Origin of the sequence: Campylobacter sp. RM12651, from assembly GCF_022369475.1 — a bacterium.
Taxonomy (GTDB): domain Bacteria; phylum Campylobacterota; class Campylobacteria; order Campylobacterales; family Campylobacteraceae; genus Campylobacter_E.
Genome location: NZ_CP059600.1, coordinates 1,536,307 through 1,552,905, shown reverse-complemented (window position 1 = coordinate 1,552,905; position 16,599 = coordinate 1,536,307). Strand labels below are relative to the sequence as shown.

The 16,599-nt window shown below is 27.1% G+C and carries 20 protein-coding genes; 7 read left to right on the top strand and 13 right to left on the bottom strand.

Going from position 1 to position 16,599, the window contains the following annotated elements; genetic code table 11:
- Positions 1 to 9 precede the first annotated feature (9 nt).
- From AVBRAN_RS07675 to AVBRAN_RS07655, 5 genes are read right to left on the bottom strand one after another with little or no spacing between them, the layout of a single operon-like run.
- Entirely contained in the window at positions 10 to 1,083 is a 1,074-nt protein-coding gene (locus tag AVBRAN_RS07675; RefSeq protein ID WP_239802971.1) for an SLC13 family permease, read from the bottom strand.
- A 33-nt stretch (positions 1,084 to 1,116) separates the two neighbouring features.
- Positions 1,117 to 1,536, bottom strand: coding sequence for a hypothetical protein (locus AVBRAN_RS07670; RefSeq protein WP_214117318.1), 420 nt, complete (start codon positions 1,534 to 1,536; stop codon positions 1,117 to 1,119).
- Positions 1,537 to 1,582: 46 nt separating this feature from the next.
- Positions 1,583 to 2,113 (bottom strand): SCO family protein, encoded by a 531-nt coding sequence (locus tag AVBRAN_RS07665; RefSeq protein ID WP_214117317.1) that lies wholly within the window; start codon positions 2,111 to 2,113, stop codon positions 1,583 to 1,585.
- Position 2,114: 1 nt separating this feature from the next.
- Positions 2,115 to 2,549 carry a hypothetical protein gene (locus tag AVBRAN_RS07660; protein ID WP_214117315.1) on the bottom strand — a complete coding sequence of 145 codons (435 nt, stop codon included), beginning with the start codon at positions 2,547 to 2,549 and terminating at the stop codon, positions 2,115 to 2,117.
- On the bottom strand, positions 2,549 to 2,974 hold the full coding sequence (locus AVBRAN_RS07655) for a copper chaperone PCu(A)C (protein ID WP_239802970.1): 426 nt from the start codon (positions 2,972 to 2,974) through the stop codon (positions 2,549 to 2,551). The genes AVBRAN_RS07660 and AVBRAN_RS07655 overlap by 1 nt, the downstream gene beginning before the upstream one ends.
- Before the next feature lie 144 nt (positions 2,975 to 3,118).
- Between AVBRAN_RS07655 and AVBRAN_RS07650 the strand changes: the two genes are divergently transcribed.
- The gene (locus AVBRAN_RS07650; protein WP_214117312.1) at positions 3,119 to 4,081 is read left to right on the top strand and encodes a L,D-transpeptidase family protein; all 963 of its coding nucleotides are present in this window, start codon (positions 3,119 to 3,121) and stop codon (positions 4,079 to 4,081) included.
- Entirely contained in the window at positions 4,081 to 5,070 is a 990-nt protein-coding gene (locus AVBRAN_RS07645; protein ID WP_239802969.1) for an alanine racemase, read from the top strand. Before AVBRAN_RS07650 ends, AVBRAN_RS07645 begins: the two co-directional genes overlap by 1 nt.
- Here the strand turns inward: AVBRAN_RS07645 and AVBRAN_RS07640 are convergent.
- Both AVBRAN_RS07640 and AVBRAN_RS07635 read right to left on the bottom strand, forming a co-directional pair.
- Positions 5,067 to 6,098 (bottom strand): AI-2E family transporter, encoded by a 1,032-nt coding sequence (locus AVBRAN_RS07640; RefSeq protein ID WP_214149804.1) that lies wholly within the window; start codon positions 6,096 to 6,098, stop codon positions 5,067 to 5,069. The two genes, AVBRAN_RS07645 and AVBRAN_RS07640, sit on opposite strands and share 4 nt — an antisense overlap.
- Complete coding sequence (locus AVBRAN_RS07635; protein WP_214117301.1) at positions 6,095 to 6,514, bottom strand: Hpt domain-containing protein; 420 nt, start codon at positions 6,512 to 6,514, stop codon at positions 6,095 to 6,097. The genes AVBRAN_RS07640 and AVBRAN_RS07635 overlap by 4 nt, the downstream gene beginning before the upstream one ends.
- Positions 6,515 to 6,582: 68 nt before the next feature.
- Between AVBRAN_RS07635 and ruvB the strand changes: the two genes are divergently transcribed.
- Positions 6,583 to 7,593, top strand: a complete 1,011-nt coding sequence (gene ruvB, locus AVBRAN_RS07630) for a Holliday junction branch migration DNA helicase RuvB (protein WP_214117299.1) — start codon at positions 6,583 to 6,585, stop codon at positions 7,591 to 7,593.
- Positions 7,594 to 7,615: 22 nt separating this feature from the next.
- Here the strand turns inward: ruvB and AVBRAN_RS07625 are convergent, their stop codons facing one another.
- Together AVBRAN_RS07625 and AVBRAN_RS07620 are read right to left on the bottom strand one after the other, a co-directional pair.
- Entirely contained in the window at positions 7,616 to 8,608 is a 993-nt protein-coding gene (locus AVBRAN_RS07625) for a histidinol-phosphate transaminase (protein WP_239802968.1), read from the bottom strand.
- Positions 8,601 to 9,701 (bottom strand): aminoacetone oxidase family FAD-binding enzyme, encoded by a 1,101-nt coding sequence (locus AVBRAN_RS07620; RefSeq protein ID WP_275592002.1) that lies wholly within the window; start codon positions 9,699 to 9,701, stop codon positions 8,601 to 8,603. Before AVBRAN_RS07620 ends, AVBRAN_RS07625 begins: the two co-directional genes overlap by 8 nt.
- Before the next feature lie 76 nt (positions 9,702 to 9,777).
- Here AVBRAN_RS07620 and rdgB point away from each other — a divergent pair, with 76 nt between their 5' ends.
- Positions 9,778 to 10,371 carry an RdgB/HAM1 family non-canonical purine NTP pyrophosphatase gene (rdgB, locus tag AVBRAN_RS07615; RefSeq protein WP_214117295.1) on the top strand — a complete coding sequence of 198 codons (594 nt, stop codon included), beginning with the start codon at positions 9,778 to 9,780 and terminating at the stop codon, positions 10,369 to 10,371.
- Between the two features lie 64 nt (positions 10,372 to 10,435).
- Here the strand turns inward: rdgB and AVBRAN_RS07610 are convergent, their stop codons facing one another.
- A complete protein-coding gene (locus AVBRAN_RS07610; protein WP_239802966.1) occupies positions 10,436 to 12,121 on the bottom strand; it encodes a methyl-accepting chemotaxis protein in 1,686 nt (561 codons plus the stop codon).
- A gap of 167 nt (positions 12,122 to 12,288) precedes the next feature.
- Entirely contained in the window at positions 12,289 to 12,876 is a 588-nt protein-coding gene (locus AVBRAN_RS07605; protein ID WP_214118156.1) for an NAD(P)H-dependent oxidoreductase, read from the bottom strand.
- 97 nt (positions 12,877 to 12,973) lie between these two features.
- On the opposite strand from AVBRAN_RS07605, the gene AVBRAN_RS07600 reads away from it, so the two are divergent.
- Positions 12,974 to 13,294, top strand: a complete 321-nt coding sequence (locus AVBRAN_RS07600; RefSeq protein ID WP_239802965.1) for a helix-turn-helix domain-containing protein — start codon at positions 12,974 to 12,976, stop codon at positions 13,292 to 13,294.
- Position 13,295: 1 nt separating this feature from the next.
- Here the strand turns inward: AVBRAN_RS07600 and AVBRAN_RS07595 are convergent, their stop codons facing one another.
- Entirely contained in the window at positions 13,296 to 13,892 is a 597-nt protein-coding gene (locus tag AVBRAN_RS07595; protein WP_214118152.1) for a shikimate kinase, read from the bottom strand.
- Positions 13,889 to 15,223, bottom strand: coding sequence for a 3-deoxy-7-phosphoheptulonate synthase class II (locus AVBRAN_RS07590; protein ID WP_214118150.1), 1,335 nt, complete (start codon positions 15,221 to 15,223; stop codon positions 13,889 to 13,891). The genes AVBRAN_RS07595 and AVBRAN_RS07590 overlap by 4 nt, the downstream gene beginning before the upstream one ends.
- 72 nt (positions 15,224 to 15,295) lie before the next feature.
- On the opposite strand from AVBRAN_RS07590, the gene rarD reads away from it, so the two are divergent.
- Entirely contained in the window at positions 15,296 to 16,159 is an 864-nt protein-coding gene (gene rarD / locus AVBRAN_RS07585; protein ID WP_239802964.1) for an EamA family transporter RarD, read from the top strand.
- On the top strand, positions 16,156 to 16,599 hold the full coding sequence (locus AVBRAN_RS07580) for a hypothetical protein (RefSeq protein WP_214118147.1): 444 nt from the start codon (positions 16,156 to 16,158) through the stop codon (positions 16,597 to 16,599). The genes rarD and AVBRAN_RS07580 overlap by 4 nt, the downstream gene beginning before the upstream one ends.

Sequence of the window (16,599 nt, the reverse complement as noted above, 5' to 3'; positions counted from 1 at the left end):
TTATCCCGATTAAATTCGGGATAATTCTTTAAAAACTACTAAAATTATTAAAAATACAATATTTATCCAAGTAAAATTGATTATGTATTTAAAAGCTTTATTTTTATAAGAATTAATATAGTATTTATAAGAAATTAAACTCGCCATAGAAGCTATTAAAGTCCCTAATGAGCCAATATTTACCCCTAATAATAATTCTTTATAATCATTTGTAAAACTAGCTAAAAACACACAAGCAGGAACATTACTAATAATCCAAGATAAAAATATACTTAGATAAAAAATATCAAATTCTTTAATACTTATAAAATAACTTATATTTTTTACAAATATAAAAAGATTTATAAAAATTATAATAAGAGAAAAATCAGCTTTAAAAATTGCGTTTTTATTGCCAATAAATAAGCTTATAAAAACTATAAAAAAGCCTAAAAATATATTTAAAATTTCACTAACACATAAAATTGATATGAAAAATAATGCTAGGTTTTGGATAAATAATTTTTGATTTATTTGAGTTTTTATAAGATTTTTTAGTTTTATGTTTTTGTTTTTAATATTTATGGTAAAAATAAATAATAATATTAAAGATATAAAGCAGTAAATATAAGTGCTTTTAAAAAAGCTTAAAAAATCTAAATGAAAATATGTGAATATAAATAAATTTTGTGGATTTCCAAATGGGGTTAGCATTGAGCCAAGATTTGCTGCTATTGTTTGTAATATTATGATTTGCATAGTAAATTTTTTCGCTTTTAATTCTTTTAATAAATAAATACTAAAAGGCACAAAACAAAGCAACGCTACATCATTAGTAACCAACATAGAGCTAAAAAAACATATTAGTATTAGTAAAATTGCTATGGTTTTTAATTTGGTAATTTTGTTTAATACATAAAAGGCAAGTAGCTTAAATGCTCCTATTAATTCTAAGGATTTATTAACAGCTATAAACATAGAAAGTAGGGCAAGTGTCTTAAAACTTATAAAATCATATAAAGAATTTAAATAAGTAAAATCAATACCTTTAAAAATAATTAAAACAACAAAACTAATTAATGAAAGAATAAATGTAAATAGCATAAGTTTAATTCATTCCGAAAAACGGAATGAATATTAATAATCGTCTTTTTCGCTTACTTGATATTCAAGCTCTTCAATTCTATCTTCTAAACCATAAATAATCTCTTTTAATTTTTCAAGTTCCATAAAGATTTTATCGCTTGAGTTTTTATCACGATTATTGTTGAATTGTTTCATAATACCAAGTTCAGCTTTTAATTTTTCAATTTCATTTTGTAATTCTTCAACTTTACTTACTTCGTTAGACAATGTAGTTTCCTTTGATTTAGATTTAACAGCTTTATCTTCAACTACTTCTTTTTCTACTTTTTCAGCTTTTGTTGCAGTTGGTTTTTTTGCTACTTCTTTAGAAGTTTCTTTTTTACTTACTTCTTTTTTAGCCGTTTCTTTTTTAGCAGTAGTTTTTTTAGCTGTTTGCTTTGTTTCTTTTTCGCTAGTTTTTTTAGTAGCCATTATTTCTCCTTTATATATTTAAAAACCGAATTGTAAAAGTAAATAGTTAATTATTACCTAAAAATTCGCTAATTTTTTTCTTAACATTCGCATTTGTTAAATTGCTTATTTCTCCTTTGAAATTACCATCTTTATCAATTATATAAAAACTTGAGCTATGGGCTACGGTGTATTCAGCAGCACTATCTTGATAAATATACTCATATTTTACCCCATAGTTTTTTGAAATTCTTTTAAGCTCATCTTCGCTAGGCACAAGTCCTAGTGAGTTTTTATAAAAATATTGCACATATTCATTTATATCATTTGCCGTATCTCTTTTAGGGTCAAGACTAATAAATAATATTTTTATATCATTTCTATTTAATTCATTTAAAGCTTTAGTGGCAATAGCTAAAGAAGTAGGGCATATATCAGCACACAATGTGTAGCCAAAGTAAATTAATAAATTATCTCCTTTAAAATCTTTAAGGGTATAAGTTTTATCACCTGCTCCTTTTAAATTAAAATCATATTTATTATTAAAACAAGCAGTTAAGATTAATCCTAAAAAAATAAAAATAATTAGCTTTTTCATACTATCTCCTAACATCAAAATCTATAGATAAATCAAGGCTTTTATTATCATTAAATAATTCTAATCTATATCTCATAGTATTTTCAGTACAAGCACTAAAAACAATATCTGCAATATAAGCATTATCAATCTTTTCAAATTCTCCTACAATATCTCCCATATACATATTAAGCCCATAAAGTCTTGCATTTAATTTGGGAAAATCTTCTAAATTTTTAATAATTACTTTTGTTTCTTCTAAGGTTTTTAGCGGTTTTGGACTTAAATCAAATATGATTTTTTTACCATTATAATCTACTTCACACTCACTTACATTTAAATCGCAACTAAGTGGAGTTAATGTAGTGATTAACTCCCTTTTTTTAGAATTTGGATAAAAATAAAACAAACTTGCAAAAATAGCAATTATTACTAATAAAAATATTAATTTTTTCATTAATGAGCGTGAATTATTGATTTTGCTGGAATGTCTTTTAATTCAACTTTTTCGCCATTACTAAAGCTTAGTTCTAAATTAAGTTTAGTATCTTCTTTAATGCTATCTTTAATATCCATTAGCATAATATGATAGCTTTTTGGTTTTAGTTCTAAAGTATCATTTGCCTTGATTGTTGCGTCTTGTATTCTAATCATTTTCATCATACCATCTTCGTGAATATGAGTGTGGATTTCTGTATTTTTTGCAAAATCACATTTAGCATCAACTAATTTTATATCTTCATTTGAGTTGTTTTTAATACTCATAAAAATAGCTGAATTTTTTGCATTTGGTGGGGTAATTTTAACATAAGGCTCACTTATTTCTATGTTGTTTGCAAATAAACTTGCACATAAACTTAACGCTAATAATATCTTTTTCATTGAATTCTCCTTTTTAATAAAAACGATAAGGATTATAAATAAATTTTTCTTAATGAAAGCAATAATCAAAAAAACATTTTTGGTATTAACTTAGCTTTAAAATTACTTTTTATAATTAGTCCTTAACTTTTATAGGAGCTAATAGTGAAAAAAATCATAATTTTATTATTATCAATTTATTTATATTCAGACAATTTATTACAAATTTATTTAAAAGATGGCATAGGTGCAGTTGAAAATAAGCTTGAAGCTGGACTTAGTGATGTTAAGTTTTGGCAAACTCAATTGCAAGGACTTGATTTAAAATATGGATACTATAGCGATGATGCTATGGTGGTAGTAGTTGATAAAGATAAACAAAAATTAGTTTTATTTGAAGAAAAAAACAACAAATTAACACCTAAATTCGAGCAAAGCGTAATAACAGGTCTTATGGGTAATAAAGAAAGAGAAGGGGACTTAAAAACCCCTATTGGAGCTTATCAAGTTTTAAACAAAATGGTTCCACCTGATAATTATTATGGACCTTATGCTTTTGTTTTAAACTATCCTAATTTATATGATAAAGTTCGTAAAAAAACAGGCTCTGGAATTTGGATTCATGGTTTTCCACTTGAAGGCGATGTAAGATATGATGCTTATAAGACTAAGGGTTGTGTTGTAATGACTAATGATGTTTTGCTAGATTTTAATGGCATTGTAAATAATAAAAAAATATATGTATTAATTAATGAAAAAGGCGTTGTTAGCACAAATGCTGATGAAATTGCTTTAATATTGGCTAATTTATTTGACTGGAAAAATGCTTGGACTAATAATGATTATAAAACATATCTTAGTTATTATAGTGATGAGTTTATTAAATATGATGGCACGAAAATATCTGCTTTTAAGGAGCAAAAAAAGGCAATTTTTAGTAGAAAGCAGGATAAAACAATACAATTTAAAGATATAAATATAATTCCTTATCCTAATTTAGAGCAAAGAAAAATATTTAAGATTACTTTTTATGAAAATTATGCTACTTCAAGTTATACTTTTAATGGCGAAAAAGTTTTATATATTGAATTAGTAAATGGAAAAATGTCAATCTTAACGGAGCAATAATGGCATTTATCACAATTAATAAAGCAAATTATTTTTATAATTTAAATGAGTGCTTAAAAAAAGTTAGTAGCATTGATAAATTAATCATTATTTTAAAGGACAATGCTTACGGGCACGATATTAATATAATTAGTGATTTGGCTTTAGAATTTGGTATTAAAAATGTCGCAGTAAAAAACATAAATGAAGCTAGTATTATTCAAAATAAATTTAAAAATATATTAATACTATCTCAAATTCCAAAGCATTATAAAGCTTGCGATAATTATATTTTAGCGATTAATGATTTGAGTTATTTTGATTATTTAAATAATGAAGATAAAGTCGCTTTAAAACTTGATACTAATATGCATAGAAGTGGAATATGTGAAAACAATTTAGAATTAGCTCTAAAAATTATTAAAGAAAAAAAGCTGAAATTAGTATCAGCTTTCACTCATTATTCAAGTCCCAATAATATTAAAAATCAAAAACCACTTTATATAAAAATGTGTGAGTTTATAAAGAATAATTATTCTGATGAAGTGTTTTTTCACTCTTCAAATTCTAGCACTTTATTTTTAGATGAAAATGAATACGATAAGGCTGCTAGAGTAGGTTTAGCACAATTTGGATATTGCGATGTAAAGGCTAATTTAAAGCCGGTTTTAAGTCTTTGGGCTGAAAAAATTAGCTCAAGAATTATTAGTGCTGGAGATAGTATTGGATATGATGAGATTTTTGTATCTAATAAGGATTTAAAAGTTGCTAATTATGATTTAGGATATGGAGATGGGCTTTTATATTATAAAGGTTTAAAAGAATTTAAATTAGCAAATAACGAACAAGTTTTAGGCAAAATCTCAATGGATAGCTTTAGTATTGAAGATACTAATAAAGAAAATATCTGCGTATTTAACGATGCTTTAAAATACGCAAATTATTTTAATACTAATGTTTATGAAGCTTTAGTTAGATTAAATCCAAGTATTAAAAAAATAATAATTTAATGCTTTTCTATAATTAATACATAAAGTTTTACAACTGATAAAAATAAAGCCAAAATAGCAGGCCCTAATATAACTCCCCAAAAGCCAAATGTAGAAATACCAGCAATCATTGCAAAAAATATCAAAAGCTCATTTACATTTGCTGGTGTTTTTAACAATTTTTCATTAATCCATCTAATTATTAATGGTTTTACAAAAGTATCTGCAATAATAGAAATCATAATAATTGAATAAAGTGCAATTATTATAGCATTTGCTGTATTGCCGTGAGAGTATTCATACAAACTAACAGGAACCCAAAGTAAAGCACCGCCTATTAATGGAATTAGCGAAGATATTGCATATAAAATACCCATTAAAAGTCCGTTATATCCAAAATACATTAAAAATACTGCAAATAATAAACCTTCAAAAACAGCAGTAATAATTACAGAGTAAAACACAACGCTCATTACATTAGATACTTCGCCTAATACATTTTCAAATTCACTTTTTTTAAGCGGCATAAGTTTTCTAAAAAATCCTACAAGTTCTACTCCATAATAATTTGCGAAGAAATAAAATATTATTATTAATATAAGTTCAGTAAAGAATTTAACACCTGATTTTGTAAAATTTGAAGCATAATTTAATATATTTTTACCTACATTATTTAAATCTATTTCATTTAAAGCTTCTTTTACTTTTGGCTCTATGTAGTCTAAATTGCTTGGTAAATTAAATTCTGCTGATTTTAATTTTGTAATTGTTGTTTGAATTTGAGCTATATCTAAGTCTTTAATTGAACTTGCTAAAGAAAAGCTAGTGTATGCAAGTGGAGCAAAAAACAATAAAGACATCATAGTTGTTAAAACTATTGGAGCTACATATTTTCTTTTTGTTTTTACGAATATTTTATGATGAAGATTTGCAGTAGCAACTGCCATTAAAACAGCAATTGCAATAGTTAATAAAAAAGGTTTAAATAAATAAAGCAAACAACATAAAACCAATAAAACAATAGCTGTTATAAAATATTTAGCATTCATTTATTTAGCCTTTGTGGTAGGTGAATAATTTTTGGATTTAACGCCGATAGATAAGGATTATTATCGTTAAAATCTCTTTTGTATATCATAAATTGGTCAGTTACAAAAAGTAGCCAATCTACTAATTCATCGCTAGCAGGACCTCTCATATCTCTAGCTTCATCTAAGACATCTTCAACAATTTTACAAATATTTACGAATTGATTAATTTTTAAAAAACCACTAGCGCTTTTCATATTATGAAACATTCTAAAAAGCTCATTTACTTTATTTTTATATTTATCTTCATCTTCAAGTGCGATAATAACAGGCTCTAAAGAATCGCAAAAAATATTAAAATGGGTCATAAAATCATCAACGATATCAAAATCAAATTCTAATTCTAATTGCCCTAAAAGTCCTAAATTTTTATTCATGTAATCACTCGTTTTTATATTTTGCTAAGATTATACAAATTATTTACAAACATTATTTAAGGTAAAAAATGGAAAGAATAGTTGAAATTGAACAATTTAAAGATGATAGCAAATATGAAATTAGCTTAAGACCAAGCACTTTTGATGAATATGTAGGTCAAAACAAAACTAAAGAGAATTTAAAAGTATTTATAAAATCAGCAAAGTTAAGAAATGCTCCGCTTGATCATACTTTATTTTTTGGCCCTGCAGGTCTTGGAAAAACTACTTTAGCAAATATAATTGCAAATGAAATGGGAGTAAATATCAAAACCACAGCAGCCCCTATGATAGAAAAAAGCGGAGATTTAGCTGCAATTCTTACAAATCTTGAAGATGGAGATATATTATTTATTGATGAAATTCATCGCTTAAGCCCTGCTATTGAAGAAGTTTTATATCCAGCGATGGAGGACTTTCGTCTTGATATTATAATAGGAAGTGGTCCTGCAGCTCAAACCGTTAAAATTGATTTAGCTAAGTTTTGCTTAATTGCTGCTACTACTAAAAGCGGTGGAATTTCAACTCCGCTTAGGGATAGATTTGGGATTAATTGTAGGCTAGAGTTTTATACCCCTGATGAACTTGCCTTAATTATTAGCAAAGCTGCTTTAAAGCTTGATATTACCTGTGATAACGACGCTAGTAAAGAAATAGCTAAAAGATGCAGAAGCACACCAAGAATTGCCCTTAGACTTCTTAAAAGAGTTAGGGATTTTGCCATAGTAAATAATGAAACAAAAATCACTTTAAAAAGAGCTAAATTAGCGCTTGAGAGTTTAGGTGTAAATGAATTAGGTCTTGATGAGTGTGATTTAAATTATCTTGAGTTTTTATGCAAGGCTAAAAAAGCAGTGGGCTTAAATACTATTGCAGCAGCTTTAAGTGAAGATGAAAGAACTATTGAAGATGTAATCGAGCCTTATTTGATAGCAAATAATTACATAGAAAAAAGTGCAAAAGGAAGAGTAGCAACCACTAAAGCTTATTCGCTTTTAAAATTAAGTGGTTATACACCTTCTTTATTTGATATAAATTAAGAATTAAATTCTTAATTTATTTTTACACTAAATCTTTTTCTTTTGCTAATTTTAAGGCTTTAAAAAATACATTTAATTCTTCAATATTTCCTACGCTAATTCTGTTAAATAAAGGGTAATTATGTATTTTTCTACCTACTTTAACGCCGTTTTCTAGCATAAAATTATGATAATTTTCACTTTTTATTTTATGTAAAATAAAATTAGCATTAGATTTAAAATAAAAAATATCCAACTCATTTAAAACTTGCTCTAATTTAGCCTTATTTTCTAAGGTCATAGCTCTTGCTTTATTTACAAATTCTTCATCTTTTAAAGCATTTATAGCACAAAATAAAGCATAAGCATTGATATTGTCTATTAAAATAAACTCATCAATAAAAGAAAGCAATTCATTTTCAGCAATAGCATATCCTATTCTAAGTCCTGCTAGAGCATAGATTTTAGAAAAGGTTCTAGTAATTATTATATTTTTTTGACATTTTTTAATACTTATAAAATTAGCATTGTATTCAGCATAAGCTTCATCTAAAATCATATAAGTATTATCCTTACAAATTGAGCATAAATACTCTAAATCATTTTGGCTAAGCTCTTTTGCACTTGGGTTGTTTGGATTGGTAATGTAAATTAAATTATATGAGTTTTTTAATGGCTTTATATCATTTACATTTAGGATAAAATCATCTTTTAAATAAATATAAGTGATTTTTACTTTTAAAGCTTTTGCAATGCTTAAAACCAAATCAAATGTTGGCATAGGAACTATTAAATTAAGCTCTTTATTTTCGCTTTTTGCTCTTGCATTTAAAGCACAAATTGTTCTATAAATAATATCGCTTGAGCCACAACCTAAGCTTATGTTATTTGATTTTACATTATGCTTTTTGGCTAGTTCTTCTTTTAGCAAATACTCGCTATCGCAAGGGTATTTACACATTAAATCATAATCATTCATAATGCTTTTAAAATCGTGCTTTATTAAGGTATTTTCATTATTTGATAAATCAATCATCTTTTAACTCCTTGTTTAAATAATTTGCCAATTTTTTTGCACTAGCAAATGCAAAATGTATATTAAATCCGCCTAAAATCCCTGCTACATTTAAACATTCACCTATGAAAAATAAACCTTTATTTTCTAAGCTTTCATAATGCTCATTTAGGCTTTTTAGACTAACTCCACCTTTACAAACTTCTGCTTTATTAAAGCCTAGATTTCCTGCTGGTGCGAACTCATAATTATATAATTTATTTATAATCTCTTTTTCTTCTAAATTATATTTATTCATTGCTTTATCGCTTAAATTATTTGCATTTAAGTATTCTTTAATAAAAGCTTTAGGTAAAGATAAATGCGTGCTAGCTTGCTTTAAACTACTAAAATCTATTTTAAAATCATTTAGAAAATTAATTTTGATTTTGCCTTTAGTCCAAAACAATGAAGCACTCAAAACCACAGGGCCACTAATACTTTTATGGGTAAATAACATAGAACCTTTAAAAATATCATTAATGCAAACTTCAATGCTAATTCCACTAAGATTTTTCATAAAAAACTCATCTTTTTGTAAAGTAAGTGGCACTAAAGCAGGTAAAAACTCGCTAAATCCTATTTGAAATTCTTTTGCAATTTTTAATGCAATATCGCTTACTCCTAAAGTAGCAAAAGAAATCCCACCAGTAGCAATTACTACATTTTTAGCTAAAAACTCGCCTTTATTTGTGATGATTTTATAAGAATTATTTGCCTTTTCTAAGCCTAAAACTTTAGTATTTAGCATAATTTTTGATTTATTTTGACTTAATAATCTATCAAGGATTAATGAAGAATTAGGAGCAAAAAACTGCTTATTTCTAATTTTATTAAACTTAATTCCTTTAAAAAAATTAAGATTATCTTGATAGCTAAACTCATCTAAACTTTGCTTTAATTTATCATAATCATCGCATAAATACGATTTAATATTGATATTTTCATTTGTTACATTACATTTGCCACCACCACTTATTAAAAGTTTTTTAGCAACGGCGTTATTTTGCTCTAAAATTAAAGCATTTTTTTTCAAATTAGCAGCCAAAAATAATCCCGCTGCTCCAGCTCCAATAATTATTAAATCTTTAATGGTTTGTCCTTTTGGTATTTTTATTACTTATAATACTAAAAATTATAAAGGATAGATAATGAAAATAATAATTGCGAGTTCAAATAGTGGTAAATTAAAAGAATTTAAAGAATTATTAACAAATTGTGAGCTTTATTTAGCAAGTGATTTTGTGAGTGATTTTAATCCTATTGAAAATGGAAATAGCTTTAAACAAAATGCAAAAATTAAAGCAAAAGCATTGTGGGATAAATTAAGCGAAGAAGATAAGAAAAATTATGCAGTATTAGCTGATGATAGTGGTCTTTGCGTTGAGGCTTTAGATAATGCTCCAGGCATTTTTTCTGCTAGATACGCAAATGATTTTAGTGATGAAAAAGATGCTAAAAATAGAGAAAAATTACGCCTTGAATTAACAAAAGTTGGAGTTGATTTTAGTAAGGCTAGTTTTGTTTGCGTTTTATGCTTAATTACTAATTCAAAGATAGAATTTGCAAAAGGCGTTTGCGATGGAACGATTAGTAAAATAGAAAGCGGTAATAATGGTTTTGGCTATGATAGTATGTTTATTCCTTTAGGATTAAGTAAGACTTTTGCAGAGCTTAGTCAAGATGAAAAAAATAAAATTAGCCACAGATTTAAGGCTTTAGAAGAATTAAAAAAGATTTTTTAATAAATTACATATTAGGAACTAGCATACTAATTCCTAATAATAAGTTTATTTTTAAGCTAATAAATCAAGTTCTAAATTCATTTAGCTTTTTGTTTAGTTGTTCTGTCATCTCACTTAGATGATTTGCTGCTCCTGCTATTTCTTCTACGCTTCTTGCGTTTTCATTAGTGATAGTATTCATATTATTTACTCCACTTAATATCTCGCTCATATCTTTGCTTGTGCTTATATAATCATTTACAGTTGCTTCACTAATTTTTACAGCTTCACTCATTACTTTACCCATTTCATTAATTGTATCTTGGGTATTACTTGCTACTTGAGTTAATTTACTAATTTCTGCTGAATTAGTGCTCATTTGTTCGCTTGCATCTTTAATACCTTGAACTATAACGCTTATTGTTGCATTTATTTCACTAAGGCTTTTTTGAGTTCTTTCTGCTAGGCTTCTTACTTCATCAGCTACTACGGCAAATCCTCTACCATGCTCTCCTGCACGTGCTGCTTCTATTGCAGCATTTAGTGCAAGTAAGTTAGTCTGGTCTGCTACATCATTAATTATTTCTAAAATAGATTTAACATTATCAGCATCACGGCTTAATTGCTCAATCTTACTAGCTAAAGCACTTTCTATATCAGCACTATGATTTATTTGATTAGTTAATGAATTAATAGCATCGTTTGCTGATTTTATAAACTTACTTGCATTACTTAATTCATCTTTACCTTTAGCTGCACCAATTACACCTTTATCAAGGTTTGCTTTAGTATTAGTTCCTTTATTAGCTACTTCTGTAACTATTACGCTACCTTCTTCTGCACGCTTACCTGTTTGAAGACTTGTGTGGCTTAATTCATTTGCTATTGAAGCGTTTTCATTTGAGATATCTTTTGCTTGTGCTATTAGAATTCTTACTTTTTCTAAGAATATATTAATAGCTTTACAAGCTTGAGCTATTTCATCATTACCTTTATCATCTAGCTTTTTAGTTAAATCTCCATCTCCACTGCTAAGTTCGTTTGATTTAGCTGTTAGATTGTTTAGTGGGCGAGTGATTTGGAATTTTACGAAGATAATTGATAAGCTTACAATCGCAATTATTATAAGTGCAGTAGTAATTATAAAAGTAATCATATTATTATAGCTTTGTTCTTCTGTATCTTTTGATACTTTTTCTATTGAAGTTTTGCTAATTGTCTCCCAAGATAACCAAGTCATAAAATAAAGACCGCTTGCTTTATCTTTGCTAGTGTATGATAATTTTTCCATTACTTTATTTGTATTTGCGTCTTCATAAAAATATCTAACATAACCATCGTTATTATCAGCACTCTTAATCATTTCTTGGACGAATTTCATACCTTTAGCGTCGTTTTCGTTATATTTATTAGTATTAATCCAAGATGATGATGGATGGTAATATATATTTCCATCTTTATCAAATACGGTGTAATAACTATTTGCTCTACCAAATCTTACTTTTGATAAATATTCTTGTAATTCAGCCTTAAAATTATTTAAAGTGCCATCGTTTTTATGCTTTTCATAAATAGCACCAGAATACCTTAAAACGCTTTCTACTAGGGCTTTAACCTGTTGTTTTTTAGCGGTTAAGATTTCATCTTCTACCGTATGTTTTGTGTAATTTACAGAGTAGTTATCATAGTATTTATGAAGTGATACTAAAACTATAGAATTAATTAAAATTCCAATGAATGAAAACAATGCAATTTTGGTTGATAGTTTCATAGTTTTTCCTTGTTTGTTGATTTAGATTAAGATTTTGATTATAGGTAATATGAACTTAAAAATATATAAATTATTTGTTTATAATTTAAATTATAAAATTATTAAAAATATTTAAAATAAATTTAATTTTTTTTAATTTTGGATTTAGAAAACCTAAATCCAAAATATTATTTTTTTACTATTTCATTTAAGATATGTTCTTTATAGTCTTTAAAATATTTTTCTGCTTGCGGGTCTTTTACTACATCATAACAAGCAAAAGTTTTAAGTGCACTCATACCTAAAAACTCGTGAGTTTTATGAAGATTTAAGCTAACTCCATCAATACCGACACCACCAAAAAATTGCTCTTTATCAGTAAATGCTTCTTCAGGTGCATTCCAAGTCCAAGATAGCATATATTTTTTATTTTGACTAAGCCCACCAGAGCCGTATTTTTTACTAGCATCACTTCTACTTCTTCCATCACTAGCACATAATTTACCAAAAGCAGCTCCAAAAACTTTTGAAAAATATTCCCATACTATCCAAGGTGCATTCATCCAAAATCCTGGAATTTGATAAATTATAATATCAGCTCTTACATATTTTTCTACTTCTTCTAATACATCATATCCATCATCAATTATGGTTTGTTCTACATTAAAACCATTTTCTACTAAAGTATCATACGCAACTTGTTGCAAACTTGCATTTAGTCTTGCACCTGCATTAGCAAAAGCCTTAGCACCATTAACTAATAAAACATTTTTCATAATTTCTCCTTGTTTAAAAATAAAATTGTATTATAATTTTTACTTTATTTTAAGTCAATACGAACAAAATTGTTAGATACTAACCAAAAGGAGAGTAATGAAAAGAAAAAATGATTATAATAAATGTGGAATTTATTATACGCTAAACCTAATTTCAGGAAAATATAAAATGAGTATTTTGTATCTTTTATCAATCAATGAGATTATAAGATATAATGAGCTTAAAAGAATGCTTATTGGAATTTCTTTTAAGAGTTTAACAAAGGCATTAAAAGAATTAGAGCAAGATGATTTAATAATACGCACCGAATATCCGCAAATCCCACCTAAGGTTGAATATAGTCTAAGCAATAAAGGAAAATCATTAATACCAATTCTTAATATGATGTGTAAATGGGGAAGCAATAATAAGAGCTAAGTTAATTAGCTCTTATTGGGTTTAATTTAAACTTATCAGTTTTTATAGGTTTAATTTTACGATTTATTTTTCTATTTAGGCTAGGTTTTATAAAGGCTTTTCTAACATCATTTGTGATATTAGTGCCTAAGAAAAATTCTAAAATCTTAGCAAGTTCTCTTGCTTTTAGATTTAAAATATTTACTTTTATATCACAAGCGTTATTATAAAGTGGCATTCTTTTATCATAAAGCAATTTCGCCTTTTCATCAAATAATGGGCGTTTAGTATCGTTTTTAAGCCTTGTTGCGATTTTGTAAAAACTAAGGTCTAAAAACACTACAAAACCTAATTTTCTTAAATCTTGTAAATTAGCAAAACCACCGCCGCAAGAGATGATTAAATCACTTTTTGTGGCTAATTCATCTCTTAATTCTTTTTCTAAATTCCTAAAATATTCTTCTCCATAACGCTCAAAAATCTCTTTAATCTCAAGCCCAGTTCTTTGTTTTATTATGCTATCAGTATCTACTACTTCTTTTTTAATAATCTTACTAAGCCTTCTTGCAGTTGTGCTTTTACCGCAGCCCATAAAACCGATTAAAACAATGTTTTTCATTTTTGCTTCATTAATTCAGCTATTAAAAATGCAAGTTCTAATGCTTGGTCTGCATTTAATCTAGGATCGCATTGGGTCTCATAGCGTCTTGCTAAATCGCTTTCGCTAACTCCTACGCTTCCGCCTAAACATTCGGTTACATTTTGTCCTGTCATTTCAAAATGAACCCCACCAGGAATTATATTATTAGCTCTTGCAATATGCCAGAAATTTTTAACTTCATCTAAAATATCATCAAATTTTCTAGTCTTATAGCCATTTATGCTTTGAGTATTGCCGTGCATTGGGTCTATGCTATAGATTATATTTCTTTGTTCTTTGCTTAATTCTTTAAAGATATTTTCAAGATTTTTAATCTTACTAGCACCCATTCTAATGATTATATTTAATCTTCCTGCTTCATCTTGTGGATTTAGCTTATCAGCTAAGGCTAATATATCACTAGCACTAGCACTAGGTCCTATTTTAACACCTATTGGATTTTTAACTCCGCTTAAAAAATGCACATGAGCATCATCAAGCCCACGAGTTCTCTCGCCAATCCATAGCATATGAGCTGAACAATCATAATAAGCTCCACTTAAGCTATCTATTCTAGTAAGTGCTTCTTCGTAAGGTAAAAGCAAGGCTTCGTGGCTTGTGTAGATTTTTGTTTCGTGTAATCTAGCATCATTTAAGCTAGTTATTCCACAAGCCTTAAAAAAATCAAGTGCTTCTGTTAATCTTTGAGTTAAAAGTGCGTATTTATCATCAATATCAGCGCGTCTTACGAAACCTAAATTCCATTTATGCACTTGGGCTAAATCAGCAAGTCCACCTACACTAAATGCACGAAGCAAATTAAGCGTAGCAGAGCTTTGCATATAAGCTTTTAGCATTTTTTTAGCTTTTGGAACTCTTGCACTTTCGCAAAACTCACAATCATTTATAATATCTCCACGATAACTTGGTAAGCTTATACCATCTTTATTCTCAAAATCAGAGCTTCTAGGCTTTGCAAATTGTCCTGCCATACGAGCAATTTTTACTACTTTTTTTGACCCACCAAATTGCAAAACTAATGCCATTTGCAAAAATAATTTAAACATATCACGGATATTATTTGCACTAAAATCATTAAAACTTTCAGCACAATCACCACCTTGTAATAAAAACGCATCTCCTTTACAAACTGCTGCTAATTCGTTTTTTAATTCATTTGCTTCCATAGCAAATATTAAAGGTGGATACGATTTTAATTCATTTACTACATTTTCTAATTCTTCCTTGTTTTCATAGTTTGGTTGCTGAAGAGCTTTATAATTTTTATATGAATCTAGCGACCAATTCATCGTTTCTCCTTTTTTTAATTTAGTAAATTATGATTATATGAGATAAGTTTTACATTTTAAGGAAAAATTTTTATGAATTATGGATTTTTTGTAGCTTTTGTTGTTTTTGTATTTTGGGGTTTAGTGCCTATTTTTTACAAACAACTTGATACATTAGATGCCTTTGTAGTAATGTCGCATAGGATAGTTTGGTCGGTTATATTTTTAGCAATATTTTTAATAATTATAGGGCAATTTAAAAAAGCTTTACAAGAATTAAAATCTTTAAAAATGGCTTTTAATCTTTTTATTTGTGGTGCTTTAATTAGTGGAGATTGGGGGCTTTATATTTATATGATTCAAAAGAATTTGATTTTAGAAACTTCTTTAGGATATTTTTTAAGTCCATTATTTGGGATAATTTTTGCAAAAGTATTTTTAAAAGAAAATATGAGTAAATTAGGAATTATTAGTGTTAGTTTAGTGATTTTTGCGTGTTTATTTGAAGTAATTACTTTAGGAGCTTTACCTATATTATCAATTACTTTAGCGCTCTTAGTTAATTTTTATACGATTATTCGTAAAAAAGTTTATGTAAGTAGCGTTTATGGGTTTTTCTTAGAGACATTATTAATCACTCCTTTTGCTTTAATATTTTTATTTTCTATCCCAACGAATTTAGCTCATTTTGATATTGATTATTTAGGAGTATTACTTGCACTTAGTGGGCTTGTAACCTTGCTACCTATGTTAGGATACAATTATGCTACACAAAAATTAAGCTTAACATTACTTTCATATATGCAATATATTTGCCCGATAATTTCTTTTTTAGTTGCTATTTTTTTATACAATGAGCCAATAAATCAACATAAATTAATATCATTTATTATAATTTTTATAGCAGTAGCTTTAAGTGTTTATGATAATGTGTTTAAAAAAGGAAATAAACTATGAATGAAGTTGGAATTTATGTAATAGGTATAATTTTTATAGTATTGTTTTTCGTAACTATTTTAAAAAAGGTTTTTAAAGAGCTTGATAAACACGGAGATTTTGTAAGAAAAGAAGAAAAAAATACAGCTAATTTTACTCAAGAAGAAGTTTTAAGCCTAATTCATAATGAAAACGAAAAATGTGCATTATTGTGCGATAATTTAGAAGAAATATTTAATAAATACGCAAGTTTAATGCCTGAAAATGATAAAGAAAAAGCCTTAGCTTTAGTATCTGTTTTAAATACCATAAAGACTTTACCTAGCGATGAATTAAAAGATAAATTATTAAAACTTTTACCAGAATTTGAAGAGTGCGTTCAAAAATCTTTAGGAGATGAAAAAGCTAAAGAATTTTTTGATTTAGCAGCGTTAAAATATAATGAAATTTTTAAGGATTGA

Excerpts from the sequence above, each read along its gene's own strand:
- AVBRAN_RS07600 (WP_239802965.1), top strand. The coding sequence starts at position 12,974 with ATGAAAAGAAAAAATGATTATAATAAATGTGGAATTTATTATACGCTA.
- AVBRAN_RS07610 (WP_239802966.1), bottom strand. The coding sequence starts at position 12,121 with ATGAAACTATCAACCAAAATTGCATTGTTTTCATTCATTGGAATTTTA.
- AVBRAN_RS07640 (WP_214149804.1), bottom strand. The coding sequence starts at position 6,098 with ATGAATGCTAAATATTTTATAACAGCTATTGTTTTATTGGTTTTATGT.
- AVBRAN_RS07670 (WP_214117318.1), bottom strand. The coding sequence starts at position 1,536 with ATGGCTACTAAAAAAACTAGCGAAAAAGAAACAAAGCAAACAGCTAAA.
- AVBRAN_RS07625 (WP_239802968.1), bottom strand. The coding sequence starts at position 8,608 with ATGATTGATTTATCAAATAATGAAAATACCTTAATAAAGCACGATTTT.
- ruvB (WP_214117299.1), top strand. The coding sequence starts at position 6,583 with ATGGAAAGAATAGTTGAAATTGAACAATTTAAAGATGATAGCAAATAT.
- AVBRAN_RS07595 (WP_214118152.1), bottom strand. The coding sequence starts at position 13,892 with ATGAAAAACATTGTTTTAATCGGTTTTATGGGCTGCGGTAAAAGCACA.
- AVBRAN_RS07590 (WP_214118150.1), bottom strand. The coding sequence starts at position 15,223 with ATGAATTGGTCGCTAGATTCATATAAAAATTATAAAGCTCTTCAGCAA.
- AVBRAN_RS07605 (WP_214118156.1), bottom strand. The coding sequence starts at position 12,876 with ATGAAAAATGTTTTATTAGTTAATGGTGCTAAGGCTTTTGCTAATGCA.
- AVBRAN_RS07635 (WP_214117301.1), bottom strand. The coding sequence starts at position 6,514 with ATGAATAAAAATTTAGGACTTTTAGGGCAATTAGAATTAGAATTTGAT.
- AVBRAN_RS07660 (WP_214117315.1), bottom strand. The coding sequence starts at position 2,549 with ATGAAAAAATTAATATTTTTATTAGTAATAATTGCTATTTTTGCAAGT.
- AVBRAN_RS07655 (WP_239802970.1), bottom strand. The coding sequence starts at position 2,974 with ATGAAAAAGATATTATTAGCGTTAAGTTTATGTGCAAGTTTATTTGCA.
- rarD (WP_239802964.1), top strand. The coding sequence starts at position 15,296 with ATGAATTATGGATTTTTTGTAGCTTTTGTTGTTTTTGTATTTTGGGGT.
- AVBRAN_RS07675 (WP_239802971.1), bottom strand. The coding sequence starts at position 1,083 with ATGCTATTTACATTTATTCTTTCATTAATTAGTTTTGTTGTTTTAATT.
- AVBRAN_RS07665 (WP_214117317.1), bottom strand. The coding sequence starts at position 2,113 with ATGAAAAAGCTAATTATTTTTATTTTTTTAGGATTAATCTTAACTGCT.
- AVBRAN_RS07580 (WP_214118147.1), top strand. The coding sequence starts at position 16,156 with ATGAATGAAGTTGGAATTTATGTAATAGGTATAATTTTTATAGTATTG.
- AVBRAN_RS07645 (WP_239802969.1), top strand. The coding sequence starts at position 4,081 with ATGGCATTTATCACAATTAATAAAGCAAATTATTTTTATAATTTAAAT.
- rdgB (WP_214117295.1), top strand. The coding sequence starts at position 9,778 with ATGAAAATAATAATTGCGAGTTCAAATAGTGGTAAATTAAAAGAATTT.